This window comes from Tateyamaria omphalii (genome assembly GCF_019802125.1).
Lineage (GTDB): Bacteria > Pseudomonadota > Alphaproteobacteria > Rhodobacterales > Rhodobacteraceae > Tateyamaria > Tateyamaria omphalii_B.
Genome location: NZ_JAHVHT010000006.1, coordinates 1 through 16,898 on the forward strand (window position 1 = coordinate 1; position 16,898 = coordinate 16,898).

The following is a 16,898-nucleotide window of genomic DNA, read 5'->3' on the forward strand; positions in this document are numbered from 1 at the left end:
TGGAAATCACCAAAATACTTCGTGATCGCCGCCGTCAGCGTCGTCTTGCCGTGGTCAACGTGGCCAATCGTGCCAATGTTAACGTGCGGCTTCGTACGTTCAAACTTTTCCTTTGCCATTGCAAAGCTCCTTCTCTGTCTCAAGGGTGGCGGGGTGAACCCCGCCCTACGGTGGGTGGTAGGGCGGGGTTCACCCCGCCTTCCCAGTGGTCGGGAAACCCGACCTTATTAAGCGTATTTCGCCTGGATCTCGTCGCTGATGTTCTGCGGCACCGGATCGTAGTGATCGAACTGCATGGTGAACTGGGCACGGCCCGAGCTCATCGAACGCAGGGTGTTGATGTAGCCGAACATGTTGGCCAGCGGCACCATTGCGTCGATGGCGATGGCGTTGCCGCGGTTTTCCTGGCCCGACACCTGACCCCGACGCGATGTCAGGTCACCGATGATGCCACCGGTGTATTCTTCAGGCGTGATGACCTCGACCTTCATGATCGGTTCCAGAAGCTTGGCGCCAGCCTTCTTCATGCCTTCGCGCATGCCCATACGGGCCGCGATTTCGAAGGCCAGAACGCTGGAGTCCACGTCGTGGAATTTACCGTCGATCAGAGCCACCTTGAAGTCGATCACAGGGAAGCCCGCCAGCGGACCGGAGTCCATGACCGACTGGATGCCCTTTTCAACGCCCGGGATGTATTCCTTGGGCACGGCACCGCCGACGATGCGGCTCTCGAAGGAGTAGCCTTCGCCCGCTTCCGTCGGCGAGATGATCATCTTCACCTCGGCGAATTGACCCGAACCACCCGACTGTTTCTTGTGGGTGTAGGTGTGCTCGACCTCGTGACCGATGGTCTCGCGATAGGCCACCTGCGGGGCACCGATGTTGGCTTCGACCTTGAACTCACGCTTCAGACGATCGACGAGGATGTCGAGGTGCAGTTCGCCCATGCCTTTCATGATGGTCTGACCGCTTTCGAGGTCAGTTTCCACACGGAAGGACGGATCTTCTGCCGCCAGACGCGCCAGACCCTGGCTCATCTTCTCCTGGTCGCCTTTGGTCTTGGGCTCAACCGCGATCTCGATCACCGGATCGGGGAAGGTCATCGTTTCCAGCACAACCGGCTCTTTTTCCGAGCACAGCGTGTCACCGGTGGTGGTGTCTTTCAGACCCGCCAGCGCGATAATGTCGCCTGCGAACGCTTCCTCGATCTCCTCGCGGTTGTTCGAGTGCATCATCATCATCCGACCAACGCGCTCTTTCTTGCCTTTGGTCGAGTTCAGCATCGAGCCGCCCTTGTTCAGGACGCCCGAGTAGATGCGGGTGAAGGTCAGCGAGCCCACGAAGGGGTCGTTCATGATTTTGAACGCAAGACCCGAGAACGCCATGTCGTCGTCCGCGCGGCGGGCGATGTTACGCTCTTCAGTCTCGTCACCGGGGGCGAAGCCCATGTAGTCAACCACGTCCAGCGGGCTGGGCAGGTAGTCGATCACGGCGTTGAGCAGAGGCTGGACACCTTTGTTTTTGAAGGCGGAGCCACCCAGAACCGGAACGAAGTCCAGTGCCAGCGTGCCCTTGCGCAGCAGTTTGCGCAGCGTGGGAACGTCGGGTTCGTTGCCTTCCAGATAGGCTTCCATCGCGTCGTCGTCTTGCTCGACGGCGGCTTCGATCATCTTCTCGCGCCATTCGGCGGCCATGTCCTGCAGCTCTGCACGGATGGGGGCTTTGATCCAGGACGCACCCAGGTCTTCGCCCTGCCACAGCCACTCTTCCATGGTGACGAGGTCAACCAGACCTTCCAGCTCGGTCTCTGCACCGATCGGGATACCGACGGGCACGGCGCGAGCGCCGGTGCGGTCTTCGATCATGCGGACGCAGTTGAAGAAGTCGGCGCCGATCTTGTCCATCTTGTTGACAAAGACCATGCGCGGCACCTTGTAGCGGTCAGCCTGACGCCACACGGTTTCGGTCTGCGGCTCGACACCGGCGTTTGCGTCCAGAACACAGACAGCACCGTCGAGAACCGCCAGCGAACGCTCGACTTCGATGGTGAAGTCCACGTGGCCGGGGGTGTCGATGATGTTCAGGCGGTGCTTGGGCGTGTCAGCGGTCTGACCGTCCTCGGTGCGCTCCCAGAAGGTGGTGGTCGCAGCCGACGTGATGGTGATCCCGCGTTCCTGCTCCTGCTCCATCCAGTCCATGGTGGCCGCACCATCGTGCACCTCACCGATGTTGTGGGACTTGCCTGTGTAGTACAGGATGCGTTCCGAACATGTGGTCTTGCCGGCATCGATGTGAGCCATGATGCCGAAGTTGCGGTAGCGGTCGAGCGGATATTCGCGTGCCATGGGGCTGCTTCCTCAGGGTGTCTGGATTACCAACGGTAATGGCTGAACGCTTTGTTGGCGTCGGCCATCTTGTGCGTGTCTTCACGCTTCTTCACGGCAGTACCGCGCGACTGTACGGCGTCGAGCAGTTCACCGGCGAGGCGTTCTTCCATCGTGTTTTCGTTGCGGCCGCGGCTGGCAGTGATCAACCAGCGGATGGCCAGCGCTTCGCGGCGCTCGGGACGAACTTCAACCGGCACCTGGTAAGTGGCACCACCGACGCGGCGCGAACGCACTTCGACGGACGGTTTGATGTTGTCCAGCGCTTCGTGGAACACTTCCACGGGCGCGCGCTTGATCTTGCCTTCAACACGGTCCAGCGCGTTGTAGACGATGCGTTCGGCGGTCGATTTCTTACCGTCCAGCATCAGGTTGTTCATGAACTTGGTCAGAACCTTATCGCCATATTTGGCGTCAGGCAGGACTTCGCGTTTCTCGGCGGCGTGACGACGTGACATCTGCTGCTCTCCTTATTTGGGGCGCTTCGCGCCGTACTTCGAACGGCGTTGCTTACGATCTTTGACGCCCTGGGTATCCAGAACACCGCGCAGGATGTGGTAGCGCACACCGGGAAGGTCTTTGACACGGCCGCCGCGGATCAACACAACCGAGTGCTCTTGCAGGTTGTGGCTCTCGCCGGGGATGTAGCTGATGACCTCGAACCCGTTGGTCAGGCGCACCTTGGCAACCTTCCGCATGGCCGAGTTCGGCTTCTTCGGTGTGGTGGTGTACACGCGCGTGCACACGCCGCGCTTCTGAGGGTTGCCCTCAAGGTGAAGCGACTTCGAGCGTTTTACTTTGGGCTGCCGCGGCTTGCGGATCAGCTGTTGGATCGTTGGCATTGCAGGTTCTTTCCCCGTCTCATCAACACATGTGTCATGCGGGACCATCCCGCGGTTTCAATCTCATCGCTGCATGTGCGTCCACAACAGCGCAAAAACCGCAATCGCTCCTGTTCACAGGGGCGACGCGGTGGGTTTCCAGAGGATCGGGCCAATGCGAGGGCCGGATCGTGTCCACTTAAGCTTTGATTTCGGTGCCGGGGCGACCCCCTTGCCGAGATAGCGGGCGTATAGGGGGAGTCGGAGGTACTGTCAACAGCCACAGGCGCCTTGCACGGGCCATATCCGATAGGGCACAGTCCACCGCAATACGAGCAGAAAAACAAGGGGCTTTGCAGCCATGCAGATCATCGGGCTCTGCCGCTTTTCCTATCCCGCCATCGGGGGCTTTCAGGTCGGTCACGAAACCATCGAGGACCGGATGGATTATCTCTGGGCTCATGACCGGCTGGAGGAGCGGTTTCGCCTGCTCGAGACCATGGCCCTGCCCTGTTTGCGTGCGCAGACGGATCAGGATTTCGACCTGATCATGCTGATCGGGGACACGTTCCCCAAACAGCACGAGGACCGGCTGCGTGACCTGACCGCGGACATGCCGCAAGTCCAGATCATCAAGAAGCCCCCGCTCGATAGCCGTCCGGTCTGCAAGGACGTCCTGAACGCTGCCCGGCGCGATATCGACAAACCTTGTATCCAGTTCCGACATGATGATGACGACGCCTGCGCGGTGGACTTCATCGAAAAACTGCGGAACGCGGCCCATGACGCACGGTCGCTGTGCCGCAACAACAAGACCGTCGCCTTCGACTGGAACCAGGGCTACGTGGCCGAGGTCGGCGCGCACGGCATCGCGGCCACCGAGATTTACCGCCCCTTCTATGTCTCCGCGCTTGGCGTTTACATCGCGGGCGGGGTCATGACCTCGATCCATAATTTCATGCACGAACGCATTCCGCAATTCATGCCCTGCGTGACCTATTCCGACAAGCACATGTTCGTGCGCACGCACAACGGCTACAACGACAGCCGTCAGAAAAAGGTCAAGGACTGGCCGGTCGAGCCATTGAGCCCGGAACAGGAGCGGCTGTTCAAATCCTGCTTCAACGTAGACGTGGCACAGGTGCGTTCTGTCTTTTCAGCGCCCTGACAGCCGCCGCTCGCGATACAGCGTGAACAGCCCCGTCGCGACAACGATCCCCGCCCCAAGGAGCGTCAGCGACGAGGGCCAGTCGCCAAAGACCAGCCACCCCAGCACAAGCGCCCAGATCAGCCCGGTATAGCGGAATGGTGCGATGAAGCTGATCTCGCCCACGCGCATCACCTGCACGGAAAAGAAGTATCCGCCGATGATGAAGACGGACGCGCCGCCGATCAGCACGGCCAGGCGCAGATCAATGGGCACCCATGCCGTGCCCGTCGTGCTGACACCGGCAAAGGCGGTGACCGTCAGCGCCGCGACAAGGGTCACGGTCATGGATGGTACCTCCTCGGACAGCCGCCGCGTCGCCAGATCGCGCAGGGTCACACAGGCAACCGCGATCAGGGCATAGGCGGACCAGACCGAAAACCCCTCGGCCCCCGGGCGCACGATCAGCAACATGCCCATGAACCCGATCAGAATGGCGGACATCCGGCGCCAGCCCAGCGGCTCCCGGAAAAACAGGGCGGCCCCCACTGCGACCGTCAACGGCAGCACCTGCAGGATCGCCGTCACATTGGCGAGCGGCATGTTCAGAAGCGCGGTGATGAAGAAATACGCCGCCCCGACCTCGGCCCCAGACCGCACGGCGATCAGCCCCCAGTCACGGCCCCCGATGCGAAAGTGAATGGTGCCCAACCAGCGAGCCATCCCCACGATCAGAACGGATGAAATCACGCCGCGAATGACCAGAAGCTGCATCAACGGCACCGCTCCGTCCGTCATCTTGATCAGCGTGTCATTCAGCGTGAAAGACGCCATCGACGCCATCATCAAAAGCGCACCAATCGTGTTGGGAGACATGGGGAAAACCGATCCTGAGCTTGTGCGCAGACGCTATCCCCACCGTCTCGCAGTGACCAGAGACACAGTTGAGAATTTTCCTTGACCTAAAGTCGACTTGACCTCGTAGGCGTTGAAAAACTCTGGCACGAAGACATCAATGGCAAACCGCTCTCTCCTACCCCGTTTTATCGCAGCAAGTGGCATGACGAACCTGGCCGACGGCATTGCCGTCGTGGTCTGGGCGTGGATCGCGTCCCTGCTGACACGCGATCCGCTGCTGATCGCTTTGATGCCCATCGCTTTGCGGCTTCCGTGGTTCGTCTTCGCGCTGCCTGCAGGGGTCGTCACGGACCGGGTGGACCGGCGCCACCTGATCCTGATCATGGATGTCCTGCGCGCCACTGCCTTTGCCGCGGCCGGGCTCTGCGTCTGGATGTCGATGCCGCTCGCACCTGCTGCAGACAGTGGTACCGGCGATCCAATGCTCTTCTACGCATTGCTGGGATGCGCGCTTGTGGTCGGGACGGCCGAAGTGTTCCGTGACAACGCCGCCCAGACCATCCTGCCCGCCCTGGTGCCGCATGACAGGCTGGAACAGGCGAACGGCCTGTTGTGGAGCGTCGAACTTGTCGGAAACTCGTTGCTCGGCCCGGCCCTTGGAGCATTTTTGATCGCCACGATCCTGTGGACGCCCTTCGCGCTGAACGCCGCCATGTTTGCCCTCGCTGCGCTGCTCGTGCTGTCCCTGGCCGGATCCTTCAAACCGACGCGGGCAATGCACGGATCGTGGCGCAGCGATCTGACCGAGGGTTGGACGTTCCTGCGCGGACATCCCTTCCTGATGGTGCTCGCTGTGATCACCGGGGTGTGGAACCTGCTGCATCAAATGGTGGTGATCGCACTGATCCTGCACGTGCAGGAAAATCTGCAGATCGGGGCGCAAGGGTACGGTCTGATCCTCGCCGCCGGGGCGGTCGGCGGCATTGCCGGCGGGATCGTTGCGGCCCGCGTTGTCGAAAAGATCGGACAAAACGCAGCCGCCCAGTGGATGACGCTGGCCTCTGCCGTCGCGTTTGCGCTCATGCCCTTTGCGCCCAATGGTTACACGCTGGCATTGGTGCTTGTTGCCTTTGAGTTCACCGGTCTGATCTGGAACACCGTGTCGGTGTCCTACCGACAACGCTCGATCCCCGACGAATTGCTTGGACGCGTCAACAGCATCTACCGCTTGCTGGCATGGGGCATGATGCCCATCGGGCTGCTGTTGTCAGGTCTGGTCGTGCGCTGGTCCGAAGATGTCGTGACGCGCGACCTGGCGTTGATGGCACCCTTTGTCCTTGCGGCTGTTGGTGCCACCCTGCTCACGGCCCTTGCCTGGCGTCCTCTTGGCCGCGGGTTCAAGCCGATCCTGCCAAATCCGTGACACCGGTCAGGCAAGCTCTGCCAGGGGCAGCTCAAGGACAATACATGCACCCTGATCGCACTCGGCAATCGTCAACCGCCCGCCATGATTTTCCATCACGCGGGCCGCAATCGGCAGGCCAAGGCCCGTCCCGGGCCCGGCCTTTGGCTGGCTGAAGCGCCCAACGGCCAGCGTGCGATCCTCGGGCGCGATGCCGATGCCATTGTCCCGCACCTCCAGCCGCGCAACGTCACCGTCAGCTGTCAGACGCAACACGATACGCGACACGTCACGGCCACCGTGCAGCACTGCATTTGTGAGCAGGTTGAGCAGCGCCTCCTGCACCATCAGGTCATCGCCAGAAACGCACACGGGTCCGGTCGGCGCGTCCAGAATGACCTGAACATGATCAACGCACAGGGACGACCCGCCCTCGAACCGCGAAATGACAGTCTGGCACAGCGCGGCCAGATCCAGCACGGCGCGCGGTTGCGCCGTGTCTGACCCCTTGGCCCGCTCAAAGGACAGAAGCTGGTTCGTCAGATGCGTCGCCTCCCGCGCAGCCGCCACCAATTCCGCACTGCGCGCCTTGGACGCCGCGCGCGTTGGCGCGCTTTCGACCGCCTCGGCCAGCGCCAGCACCCCGGCAATCGGATTGCGCAACTGATGCGCCGCGTTCGAGATGAACTCGTCCTTGGAACTGATGCGGCGCGCCACACGGTCGAGCAGGGCATTCAGAGTGGCAACGATGCCCTGTGCTTCGGTCGGCACAGGACGACGGATCGGGGTCAGATCGCTGGGTGTGCGCCGGGCGATGGCATCCTCCAACTCGAGCAGCGGGCGCAGCCCCAATCGCACCCCGAACCAAACGATCAGCGCCACCGACAGCACCAACAACAAAAGCACCGCGATTGTGCGGGACACCACGGTCGTCACAAAAGACGCGCGCACGCCCATGTCCTGCCATACGGAGATTGTGAAGATGCCTGTAAACCCATCCAGCGTCGCCGCATCCTGAAACCGCAACGCACGCACGTCCCGGCCCTGATAGATGGCATCGTAGAACAACGGCTCGGCTTCGGTCATGGGCACGGCAGAGGGCGGACGCGGCGGCGTGGCATATCCGGTCACGAACACGCCATCGGGGGCAAAGACGTGGTAGAACAACTCGCCTCCCGAGGTGTCACTGATCAACCGCCTCGTATCCGGCGACAACGCATCGCCCCCGGACAAGGCAACATCGCGCGAAATAGCGAGCGCCGCCGACAACAGTCCGCGGTCAAAGATCTCCCCGGCCCGCTCGGTCGTGCCTCGAAACTCCAGAACCGCCAAGCCAACGGCAATCAGCAACAAGGGCGTCAGGATGATGATGATCAGGCGCGTGCGCAGTGACCGGGTCTTCATGGCTCCTCGCTCACGCGCAACTGATAGCCCAAACCGCGCTGCGCCTTGATCCCGATGCCATAGGGCTTCAGGCGCGACCGGATGCGCGAGATATAGACCTCGATCACCTGCTCCTCGACATCCGCGCCGGTGCCATAGGCATAGTCAAGCAAGGCCGACTTGGTCACCAGCCGCTGGCCCGCATTCAGCAGGCATTCGAACACCGCAAGCTCGCGGCGCGGAAGCTCGACCGGCGTGTCACCATCCAGCAACTGCCGGGCATCGGGGTCAAAGGCCAGCCGCCCGACCTGCCGCACCCGCCGCTGCGGCACTGCGCGACGGCGCGCCAAGGCCCGCACACGCGCCTCAAGCTCGGCCATTTCGAACGGTTTGATCAGGTAGTCATCGGCCCCGGCATCCAGACCCAGCACACGGTCCTCGGTCGCGGCCCGCGCCGTCAGCAGGACAACCGGGCGCGGATCGCCCCGCTCCCGCAACTCCGACAGGATGCGCAACCCGTCGGTTCCCGGCAGATTGATGTCGAGGATGATCATGTCCGACGTGTCGGTCCGCAGAAACTCCGCCGCGTCGGCTCCGTTGTGCAGAACATCCACGGCGTGGCCCGCATCCTCCAACCGGTAGGCGATGCCCTTGGCCAACCCGACATTGTCTTCCACCAACGTGATCCGCATGAATTTCCCGGTCTGCAAGTTTCGCGCAAGGTTCGCAGGTCAACTTGCACACATCAACCGGGCACGGACAGCCCGGTCACATGGCTTCGGTCGGCCCGGGGAGGGGACGACCAGCACATAAGGGAGGAACATATGTCCACTATCAAAACCACACGTCGTGTGGCCTGTAGCCTCGTGGCTGCGGCAGCCGCGACTTTCGCCGTGCAGGCCAACGCAGACGGCCACGGCATCGATCTGCAAGGCAAGACCGTCGAATGGATCATCCCGTTCTCGGAAACCGGCGGCTCGGCCAAATGGGCCAACTTCTATGCACCTCTGCTCAGCGAAGCGCTGCCCGGCCAACCCACCGTCGTCGTCAAGTTCATGCCCGGCGCCGGCTCGACCAAAGGTGCCAACTTCTTCCAGGAACAGCAATACGCAGACAGCGAAGGCACGCTGATCTTCGGCTCGTCCGGATCCACACAATTCCCGTTCCTGCTGGACGACCCACGGGTCAAATACAATTACGCCGACTGGAACGTCGTGCTGGCCTCGGGCACGGGCGGTGTCGCCTACCTGCCGCCGGACATGGCGGCCAAGATGGACGGGCTCGACGCCTCCGGCCTTCAGGGCGAAGACTTCATCTACGGCTCGCAAGGCGCCACACGGCTCGACCTTGTCCCGCTTCTGGCGTGGGAAATGCTGGGCCTGCAGGTCGAGCCGGTCTTTGGCATCAAGGGCCGCGGCGATGGGCGGCTGATGTTCGAGCGGGGCGAAGCCAATATCGACTACCAGACGTCCTCCGGATACCTGTCGGGTGTAGCCCCGCTGGTCGAAGCAGGCACCGCCGTCCCGATGATGAGCTGGGGCGCGCTGGATGCTGATGGTAACATCGTGCGCGACCCGACCTTCCCCGACATGCCGACATTCAAAGAGGTGTGCGAGGCAACGGATGGCTGCGAGACGTCGGGTACACAATGGGATGCGTGGAAAGCCTTCTTCATCGCAGGCTTCCCGGCGCAGAAGATGGTGTTCCTGCCCAACGGCGCCTCGGCAGACGCGATTGCGACCTACACGCAGGCGTTTGAAGCGGTCAAAGCCCGCGCAGACTTTGCCGACATCTCGTCCAAACGTCTGGGCAAGTACCCGCAAATGACCGGGGCCGAAGCCCAAGGCGCGCTCGAAAGTGGCACCAACGTCCCGCAAGAGGCGAAGGACTTTGTTGTCGGCTGGTTGGAAGAGCGCTACGGCGTGACGCTCAACTAAGCCCTGCTGTCTGACTGCCCTGTCCCCGCGGGGACAGGGCGCTTTACCGGGTAAGGCAGAGACATCTCATGGACATTCTGGCAACGGCTCTCCCCGCGCTCGGGCAAGCGTGGGCCCTCATCCTGCAACCTGTCGTGCTGGGCTATCTGGTGCTGGGCGTGGTCATGGGGCTGTGCATCGGCGTCTTTCCCGGCCTTGGGGGCATCGCGGGGCTGTCACTGCTCCTGCCCTTCATGTTCGGCATGGACCCGATCCTGGGCCTCGCGCTGATGATCGGCATGGTGGCTGTCGTGCCTACCTCCGACACGTTCGCCTCGGTCCTCATGGGCATCCCCGGATCCTCTGCATCCCAAGCCACCGTGCTGGATGGCTTTCCCCTCGCAAAGAAGGGCCAAGCCGCCCGCGCCCTCTCCGCTGCCTTCGCCTCATCCCTCTTCGGCGGCCTTGTCGGCGCGAGTTTCCTCACGATCTTCATCCTGATCGCCCGCCCCATCGTACTGGAATTCCGCACGCCTGAACTGCTGATGATCACCATCTTCGGCCTGTCGATGGTCGGCATCCTCGCCGGTCGGGTGGCAATCAAGGGGCTGGTCGCCGCAGGGCTCGGGATGCTGATCGGCACCATTGGCGAGGGCGCCTCGTCAGGTGATCTGCGCATGTCGTCCTACGACTACCCCTACCTTACCGACGGTCTGAAACTGGTGATCGTGGGCCTCGGCATCTTCGCCATCCCCGAGATCATCTCGCTCCTTCGCCAGGACCGCGCCATCGCCAAGGAACAATCCCTGGGCGGTGGCTGGCTCGACGGGGTGCGCGACTGGTTTGCAAACATCTGGCTGTCGGTCCGCTGCTCAATCATCGGGGTGGTGGTCGGCGTGATCCCCGGCCTCGGCGGCTCGGTCGTCGACTGGATCGCCTACGGTCACTCTGTGCAATCGACCAAGGACAAGTCGAACTTCGGCAAGGGCGAAGTGCGCGGCGTGATCGGCCCCGAAAGCTCGAACAACGCGAAAGAAGGTGGCGGACTGGTCCCCACCCTCCTGTTCGGCATCCCCGGGTCCGGCTCCATGGCGATCTTCATCGGTGCCATCGCCCTTCTGGGTTCCGGCCAGATTGAGGTCGGCCCGGCCGTGCTGAAAAACAACCTCGACATCACCTATTCGATCGTATGGCTGCTGGCACTTGCCAATGTGGTTGGCACCATCATCTGCATCGCGGCCTCGAACGGCATCGCCAAGCTCACGACAATCCGCTTCGCGCTCCTCGCCCCGTTCCTCTTCATGATCATCAGTTTCGCGGCCTTCCAGTCAGGCCAGAACCTGATGGACCTCGTCGCCCTCTTCGCCATCGGCTTCCTGGGCATCCTCATGCGCCGCTTCGACTGGTCGCGGCCTGCCTTCCTGATCGGCTTCGTGCTCAGCAATCCAGCCGAAACATACGCCAACCAAGCCCTGCAAATCGCCCAATCCCGCTTCCGCCGCAGTATGGAAGAAGGGCTCGACTACATCTTTTCCCCCATCGTGATCGTACTGATCATCATCACGGTCCTGTCGGTGGTCATCGGCCTGCGCCAATCGAAAAACATCATGGCCGAGGGCGATGTGCAGTCCGGTTCAAAACGCGCGCCGTTCCTCTTCCTGATCGCAATCACCGCCTACATCGCTTACGCCCTCTACGACGCCGCCTCGATCCCAAGCTTCAGCCGCGACCGCACCTTCCCAATGTTCGTCGCGGGCGTCTGCCTCGCGGGCTGCGTGATCCTGATCATCCGCATGATGTTGCGCCCGGAGACCGACACGATCTTCGCCGACCGCGAGAGCGACGGCGAAGATGCCGACGCCACCCATGGCCTTTGGCCCACCCTCGCATGGTTCGCCGCCCTTCTAGTCCTGACGTCCCTCCTCGGTTTCATCCTCGCCCTCGCCCTTTTTCTCTTTGCCTTCCTCAAGATCCGGGCGGGTCTGAGCAACGCCATGGCCGCCGCCTACACCACCGCAGGCATCGCCTTCATGTGCCTGATGGCAGGCCTCCTGAACCGCGACTTCCCGCCCGGCCTGCTGCAAGGCTACGCCGACCTGCCCTGGCCGCTCACATGACACAGACGGCGATCCCATACCTGTTCATGCGGGGCGGTACGTCGCGCGGGCCGTACCTGAACCGCGCTGACCTGCCCGAAGACCTCGACACGCTGGCCCAAGTCCTGATCGCCATGCTCGGCTCGGGCCATCCACTTAATATCGACGGCATCGGCGGTGGCGCAGCAGTCACAACCAAGGTCGCCATGCTCTCGCGCTCAGACGACGACTGGGCCGACATCGACTATTTCTTCGCCCAGGTCAGCGTCGAAGACTGCCTGGTCGATTTCAAACCCACTTGCGGCAACATCCTGTCCGGCGTCGGCCCAGCGGCGATCGAAATGGGTCTGACCTCGGCACAAGAGGGTGAGACACGCATCAATATCCGCGCCGTCAACACAGGCGCACGAGTCAGCGCGACCGTCCAGACACCGGACAGGCAAGTCGCCTACGCAGGCGAGGCCCACATCGATGGCGTCCCGCACACAGCCGCACCCGTTGCGCTGCAATTCATGGACACTGTCGGCGGCGCAACCGGAGCCTTCCTGCCCACCGGTAACCTGATCGACGAGATCGACGGCATCCAAGTCACATGCATGGACGTTGCCATGCCCATGGTCATCGCCCGCGCCTCGGACTTCGGGCTAACCGGTTACGAAAGCGCTGCAGAACTGGACGACAACACAGAATTCTTCGCGCGGATGGAGGCTGTGCGGCTCAAGGCCGGCGCACTCATGGGCATGGGCGACGTATCGAAGTCGGTCACCCCAAAATTCGGCGTGGTCGCCCCGGCCCGCAACGGCGGAACCGTCGCAACCCGCTACTTCATGCCGTGGAAAACGCATCCGACCATGGCTGTCACCGGCGCACAGTGCCTGGCCTCCTGTGTGCTGACACCGGGCACGGTGGCCGACGCTCCCACCCCGAACGAACGCCCGGCAACGATCACACTCGAACACGCATCGGGCCAGATCGAGGTGCTGGTCGACTACGACCCAACCGGCAACGGGATCACGATCAACTCGGCCGGACTGGTGCGCACCGCCCGCAAACTGGCCGCCGGACACGTCTTTATTCCGGCTTCGATCTGGGACGGGAATTGACCTTTGCCTCAAATTGTATACACCTGGATACAATATTGGAGGTACACCATGCCCGACACGTTCGAAGACTGCGTCCTCGCCGCACGCGCGGAACTGGCCATGGCCCGGCAACTGCTGCGGGACGAGATTTCCACCTACCCAAGCCCCATCGCGGGCTGTGACGCCCAATTCAATCACCTGCTGGCCGCGCGGCAAAAGGTGCTGACAGCGATCCGGTCGCTGGATGACAGCGTGTTCGTGCCCACGCCGCGCACCCCGACGCCCGAGGCCGGTATCGAAAGCCGATGAAGGTCCACATCCTCGACGACTGGTTCAACACGCTGCGCAGCCTGCCCTGCTTCCACAAGCTGGCCGCACACAACGTCACCGTATGGACCGATCACGAACCCGACCCGGCCGCCCTAGCCCAGCGCGTACGGGAGGCCGAAGCACTTGTCCTCTTCCGCGAGCGCACAAAAATCACCGCAGACCTTCTTGACCGCCTCCCAAACCTGAAACTCATCTCCCAGCGCAGCGTCTATCCCCATATCGACGTCGACGCCTGCACCCGCACCGGCGTGCTCCTATGCTCCAACATGCACGCGGGCACGCCCTCCTACGCCGCCGCCGAACACACGCTTGCCCTGATACTCGCGAGCTACCGGCAAATCCCGGAACAGGTGGCATCGATCCGAAGCGGCAATTGGCAATCCGGCGTTGGGCGTACCCTGCGCGGGCGTAAACTCGGGCTCTATGGCTACGGGCGCATCGCCCAAGCCGTCGCGGGCTACGCCAAGGCCATGGGCCTGCAGGTGCAATGGTGGGCCTCGGACGATGGCCGCGCCCGCGCGCAGGCAGATGGCGAAACCGTCGCCCCCTCCCGCGAAGCCTTCTTTGCCACTTCCGACATCGTTAGCCTCCATGTCAGGCTCAAGCCAACAACGCGCGGCATCATCACCGCAGACGACCTCGCCGCCATGACCCCGCGCAGCCTCTTCGTGAACACCTCTCGCGCAGGCCTCGTCGCCCCCGGCGCGCTTGAAGCTGAAATCGCACGCCAGCGCATCTTTGCAGCCATCGACGTCTTCGACACCGAACCGCTGACGGACACCGCCCATCCGCTGCTCACAGCCCCCAACGTCCTGCCGACACCCCACATCGGCTATGTCACCGAGGACGAGTTCGACCTGCAATTCTCCGACATCTTCGACCAGGTCAACGCCTACGCCAGTGGCACCCCCATCCACATGATCAACCCCGAGGTTTGGACCACCCCATGACCCACATCATCATCGCCGGCTCCGGCAACGCCGCCCTCTGCGCCGGCATCGCAGCCCTCGAAAAAGGGGCCACCGTCCTGATGCTGGAAAAAGCGGACGAGGCCCTCGCAGGCGGCAACACCAAATACACCGCAGGCGCCATGCGCTTTGCCTACGAGGATGGGGCGGACCTGATCCCACTTCTGAATGACCCCAACGATCCCCGTCTGCCCCACACTGATTTCGGCAGCTACACCCAAGACAAGTTCGGCACCGACCTTCTCGGCTTCAACGACGGCCGCCCGCTCAGCCCCGAACAGCAAACCCTGATCTCGGAAAGCTACGAAACACTCAAATGGCTCGGTAGCCACGACGTCAAATTCGAGCCGATCTATTCCCGCCAGAGCTTTGAAAAGGATGGCCGCCACGTCTTCTGGGGTGGCCTGACGCTCGCAGCAGAAAACGAAGGCGTCGGCCTCTTCGACCAGGAACTCGCCTCTTTCAAGCGACTGGGCGGAGAGATCCGCTACAACACCGCCGTTGCAGACCTGATCACCGACAAGGGCCGCGTCACCGGCGTCATAACCGATGCAGGCGACCGCATCCCTGCCGATGCCGTCATCCTCGCCTGCGGAGGGTTCGAGGCGAACGCGGACCTGCGCCAGCGCCATATCGGCACCGACTGGGACAAGGCCAAGGTGCGCGGCACGCCTCACAACACCGGCGACGGGCTCGTGATGGCAACCAAACTTGGCGCGCAGGAATACGGGTTCTTCGGCGGCTGCCACGCCACGCCCATGGACCTGCACATGGCCGAGTATGGCAATCTCGACATCCCCCCGGGTGAGCGCAAGAACTACCGCAAGATCTGCTACTTCCTCGGCGTCATGCTCAACGCAAACGGCCAGCGCTTCGTCGATGAAGGGATCAATTTCCGCAACTACACCTACGCCCAGTTCGGCGCGGCGATCATGGAGCAGCCGGGCCACTTCGCCTGGCAGATCTTTGACGCCAAGGTGCTGGGCTTGCTCTACGGCGAATACCACTTCCACGACGCGCATTATGTCGAGGCCGACACGCTCGACGCACTGATCCCGATGCTGGACGGGGTCGATCACGCGCAGGCGGCCCAAACGCTCGATGCCTACAACGCCGCCGTGGACGACAGCACGGTCTTCGATCCGACCATTCTGGACGGTAAGGCCACCCAAGGGCTGCCTCTGGCCAAATCCAATTGGGCGCAGCGGCTGGATCAGGGGCCCTTCCGCGCCTACCCGGTCACGGGCGGGATCACCTTCACCTATGGTGGTCTCAAGGTGAACCAGACAGGTGCCGTGCTGACCGAAACCGACGCGCCCATCCCCGGCCTCTACGCCTGCGGCGAGTTGGTGGGCGGTGTGTTCTTCAACGGCTACCCTGGCGGTTCCGGCCTTACCTCCGGCGCCGTGTTCGGACGACGCGCGGGCTACGGCGCCGCCTCGGCCTAGGTCAGGTCGGCTACAGAGCCGCGCTCGATAATCTGCGCCGTCAGCAACTCGTTTTGCAGCGGCGCGCCATCCTCAAGGTACGCCACGATCCGATGCGCCACCATCTCGCCCATACCAACGGCGGGCAGGTCGATGGTGGTCAGCGGTGGCACGATGTCCCGCGACCAATCAAGGTTGTCGAAGCCCATGACAGACACGTCTTGCGGGATGCGTTTGCCCGCTTCGGCACAAGCGAAATACGCGCCCAGCGCCAGCACGTCGGTCGAACACAAGTAAGCGGTGAAATCGCGCGGATCCTCAAGCGCGGCACTGACACAAGCCTTGCCACCCGCAACGTCCAAGGGCGCCTCAAAAAACGCCAGATGCTCGAACCGGTCGCTCACCGACATCGCACCGGCGCGGCGGGCACGGGTCCGGTCGCTTTCGGCCAACGGCCCATGCACAACAGCGACCCGCCGATGCCCATGATCCGCCAAATGATGCATGGCCCGCTCGGCAAGCAGCGCATTGTCATAGCCGATGGTGGGCCGCGCACTGCGCGCGTCCCAGGCTGACGTAAACACGTAAGGCACCGCACGACGTTCCAGCATGTCGAGCAGCAGGTCACTGTGATCCAGCCCGCTCAGGATCAGCGCATCGGCCCCCATGCCCAACAGCTTGCGGGCCGCGGCCAGCTCCTCTGTCTCGTCCGCATTGGAAATGGCCATGATCAACGAATACCCACGCTCCCCCAAAGCCCGCTCGATGGCGGCGATGAACTTGGCAAAGACCGAATGCTCGATGGTCGGGATGATAGCCGCCACCGCCTTGGACCGGCGGGTCGACAGGGCACGCGCCGCTGGGTTTGGCAGATAGTCCAGCCGCGCACAGGCCTCCAGCACCCGCGCCCTTGTCTTTTCGCTGACCTTTCTGCCGCCATTGACCACGCGCGAGATCGTCGCCGTGGACAAGCCCGTTTCGCGGGCAACATCGCGGATACTGACGCCAATCTTGTTCACAAACTGCCCCCTACCCGACCCACACTCTTGACCGAAGCGATTCGCGAGTGTTGAAATGTAACCGG

The 16,898-nt window shown here is 62.7% G+C and carries 16 protein-coding genes; 8 read left to right on the forward strand and 8 right to left on the reverse strand.

What is annotated here, in order from left to right:
- The 4 genes from KUV51_RS19275 to rpsL form a co-directional block, all read right to left on the reverse strand.
- The coding region (locus KUV51_RS19275) for a GTP-binding protein (protein WP_222457858.1) at window positions 1-119 on the reverse strand (119 nt) is incomplete at its 3' end.
- Between the two features lie 108 nt (window positions 120-227).
- Window positions 228-2,345 (reverse strand): elongation factor G, encoded by a 2,118-nt coding sequence (fusA, locus tag KUV51_RS19280; protein ID WP_147114138.1) that lies wholly within the window; start codon window positions 2,343-2,345, stop codon window positions 228-230.
- A 26-nt stretch (window positions 2,346-2,371) separates the two neighbouring features.
- Complete coding sequence (gene rpsG / locus KUV51_RS19285) at window positions 2,372-2,842, reverse strand: 30S ribosomal protein S7 (protein ID WP_039689754.1); 471 nt, start codon at window positions 2,840-2,842, stop codon at window positions 2,372-2,374.
- Between the two features lie 12 nt (window positions 2,843-2,854).
- Window positions 2,855-3,226 carry a 30S ribosomal protein S12 gene (gene rpsL / locus KUV51_RS19290; RefSeq protein WP_024809820.1) on the reverse strand — a complete coding sequence of 124 codons (372 nt, stop codon included), beginning with the start codon at window positions 3,224-3,226 and terminating at the stop codon, window positions 2,855-2,857.
- Between the two features lie 340 nt (window positions 3,227-3,566).
- On the opposite strand from rpsL, the gene KUV51_RS19295 reads away from it, so the two are divergent.
- Window positions 3,567-4,373, forward strand: a complete 807-nt coding sequence (locus tag KUV51_RS19295; protein WP_222523094.1) for a putative rhamnosyl transferase — start codon at window positions 3,567-3,569, stop codon at window positions 4,371-4,373.
- On the opposite strand, the gene KUV51_RS19300 is transcribed toward KUV51_RS19295, so the two are convergent.
- On the reverse strand, window positions 4,362-5,228 hold the full coding sequence (locus KUV51_RS19300; RefSeq protein ID WP_222523095.1) for a DMT family transporter: 867 nt from the start codon (window positions 5,226-5,228) through the stop codon (window positions 4,362-4,364). The two genes, KUV51_RS19295 and KUV51_RS19300, sit on opposite strands and share 12 nt — an antisense overlap.
- 184 nt (window positions 5,229-5,412) lie before the next feature.
- On the opposite strand from KUV51_RS19300, the gene KUV51_RS19305 reads away from it, so the two are divergent.
- Window positions 5,413-6,633 (forward strand): MFS transporter, encoded by a 1,221-nt coding sequence (locus KUV51_RS19305; protein WP_261385955.1) that lies wholly within the window; start codon window positions 5,413-5,415, stop codon window positions 6,631-6,633.
- 6 nt (window positions 6,634-6,639) lie between these two features.
- Here the strand turns inward: KUV51_RS19305 and KUV51_RS19310 are convergent, their stop codons facing one another.
- On the reverse strand, window positions 6,640-8,016 hold the full coding sequence (locus tag KUV51_RS19310) for a sensor histidine kinase (protein WP_222523097.1): 1,377 nt from the start codon (window positions 8,014-8,016) through the stop codon (window positions 6,640-6,642).
- On the reverse strand, window positions 8,013-8,687 hold the full coding sequence (locus tag KUV51_RS19315; RefSeq protein WP_222523098.1) for a response regulator transcription factor: 675 nt from the start codon (window positions 8,685-8,687) through the stop codon (window positions 8,013-8,015). Before KUV51_RS19315 ends, KUV51_RS19310 begins: the two co-directional genes overlap by 4 nt.
- A gap of 132 nt (window positions 8,688-8,819) precedes the next feature.
- On the opposite strand from KUV51_RS19315, the gene KUV51_RS19320 reads away from it, so the two are divergent.
- The 6 genes from KUV51_RS19320 (at window position 8,820) to tcuA (ending at window position 15,835) form a co-directional block, all read left to right on the forward strand.
- Window positions 8,820-9,932: a tricarboxylate transporter gene (locus KUV51_RS19320; protein WP_222523099.1), complete on the forward strand. Its 1,113-nt coding sequence runs from the start codon at window positions 8,820-8,822 to the stop codon at window positions 9,930-9,932.
- A gap of 68 nt (window positions 9,933-10,000) precedes the next feature.
- Window positions 10,001-12,028, forward strand: a complete 2,028-nt coding sequence (locus tag KUV51_RS19325) for a tripartite tricarboxylate transporter permease (protein WP_222523100.1) — start codon at window positions 10,001-10,003, stop codon at window positions 12,026-12,028.
- Window positions 12,025-13,110 (forward strand): 4-oxalomesaconate tautomerase, encoded by a 1,086-nt coding sequence (locus tag KUV51_RS19330; RefSeq protein WP_222523101.1) that lies wholly within the window; start codon window positions 12,025-12,027, stop codon window positions 13,108-13,110. The genes KUV51_RS19325 and KUV51_RS19330 overlap by 4 nt, the downstream gene beginning before the upstream one ends.
- A gap of 48 nt (window positions 13,111-13,158) precedes the next feature.
- Window positions 13,159-13,398 (forward strand): hypothetical protein, encoded by a 240-nt coding sequence (locus KUV51_RS19335; protein WP_222523102.1) that lies wholly within the window; start codon window positions 13,159-13,161, stop codon window positions 13,396-13,398.
- Entirely contained in the window at window positions 13,395-14,369 is a 975-nt protein-coding gene (locus tag KUV51_RS19340; RefSeq protein WP_222523103.1) for a D-2-hydroxyacid dehydrogenase family protein, read from the forward strand. Before KUV51_RS19335 ends, KUV51_RS19340 begins: the two co-directional genes overlap by 4 nt.
- A complete protein-coding gene (gene tcuA, locus KUV51_RS19345) occupies window positions 14,366-15,835 on the forward strand; it encodes an FAD-dependent tricarballylate dehydrogenase TcuA (protein WP_222523104.1) in 1,470 nt (489 codons plus the stop codon). Before KUV51_RS19340 ends, tcuA begins: the two co-directional genes overlap by 4 nt.
- On the opposite strand, the gene KUV51_RS19350 is transcribed toward tcuA, so the two are convergent.
- The gene (locus KUV51_RS19350; RefSeq protein WP_222523105.1) at window positions 15,832-16,833 is read right to left on the reverse strand and encodes a LacI family DNA-binding transcriptional regulator; all 1,002 of its coding nucleotides are present in this window, start codon (window positions 16,831-16,833) and stop codon (window positions 15,832-15,834) included. The two genes, tcuA and KUV51_RS19350, sit on opposite strands and share 4 nt — an antisense overlap.
- Between the last annotated feature and the right edge of the window lie 65 nt (window positions 16,834-16,898).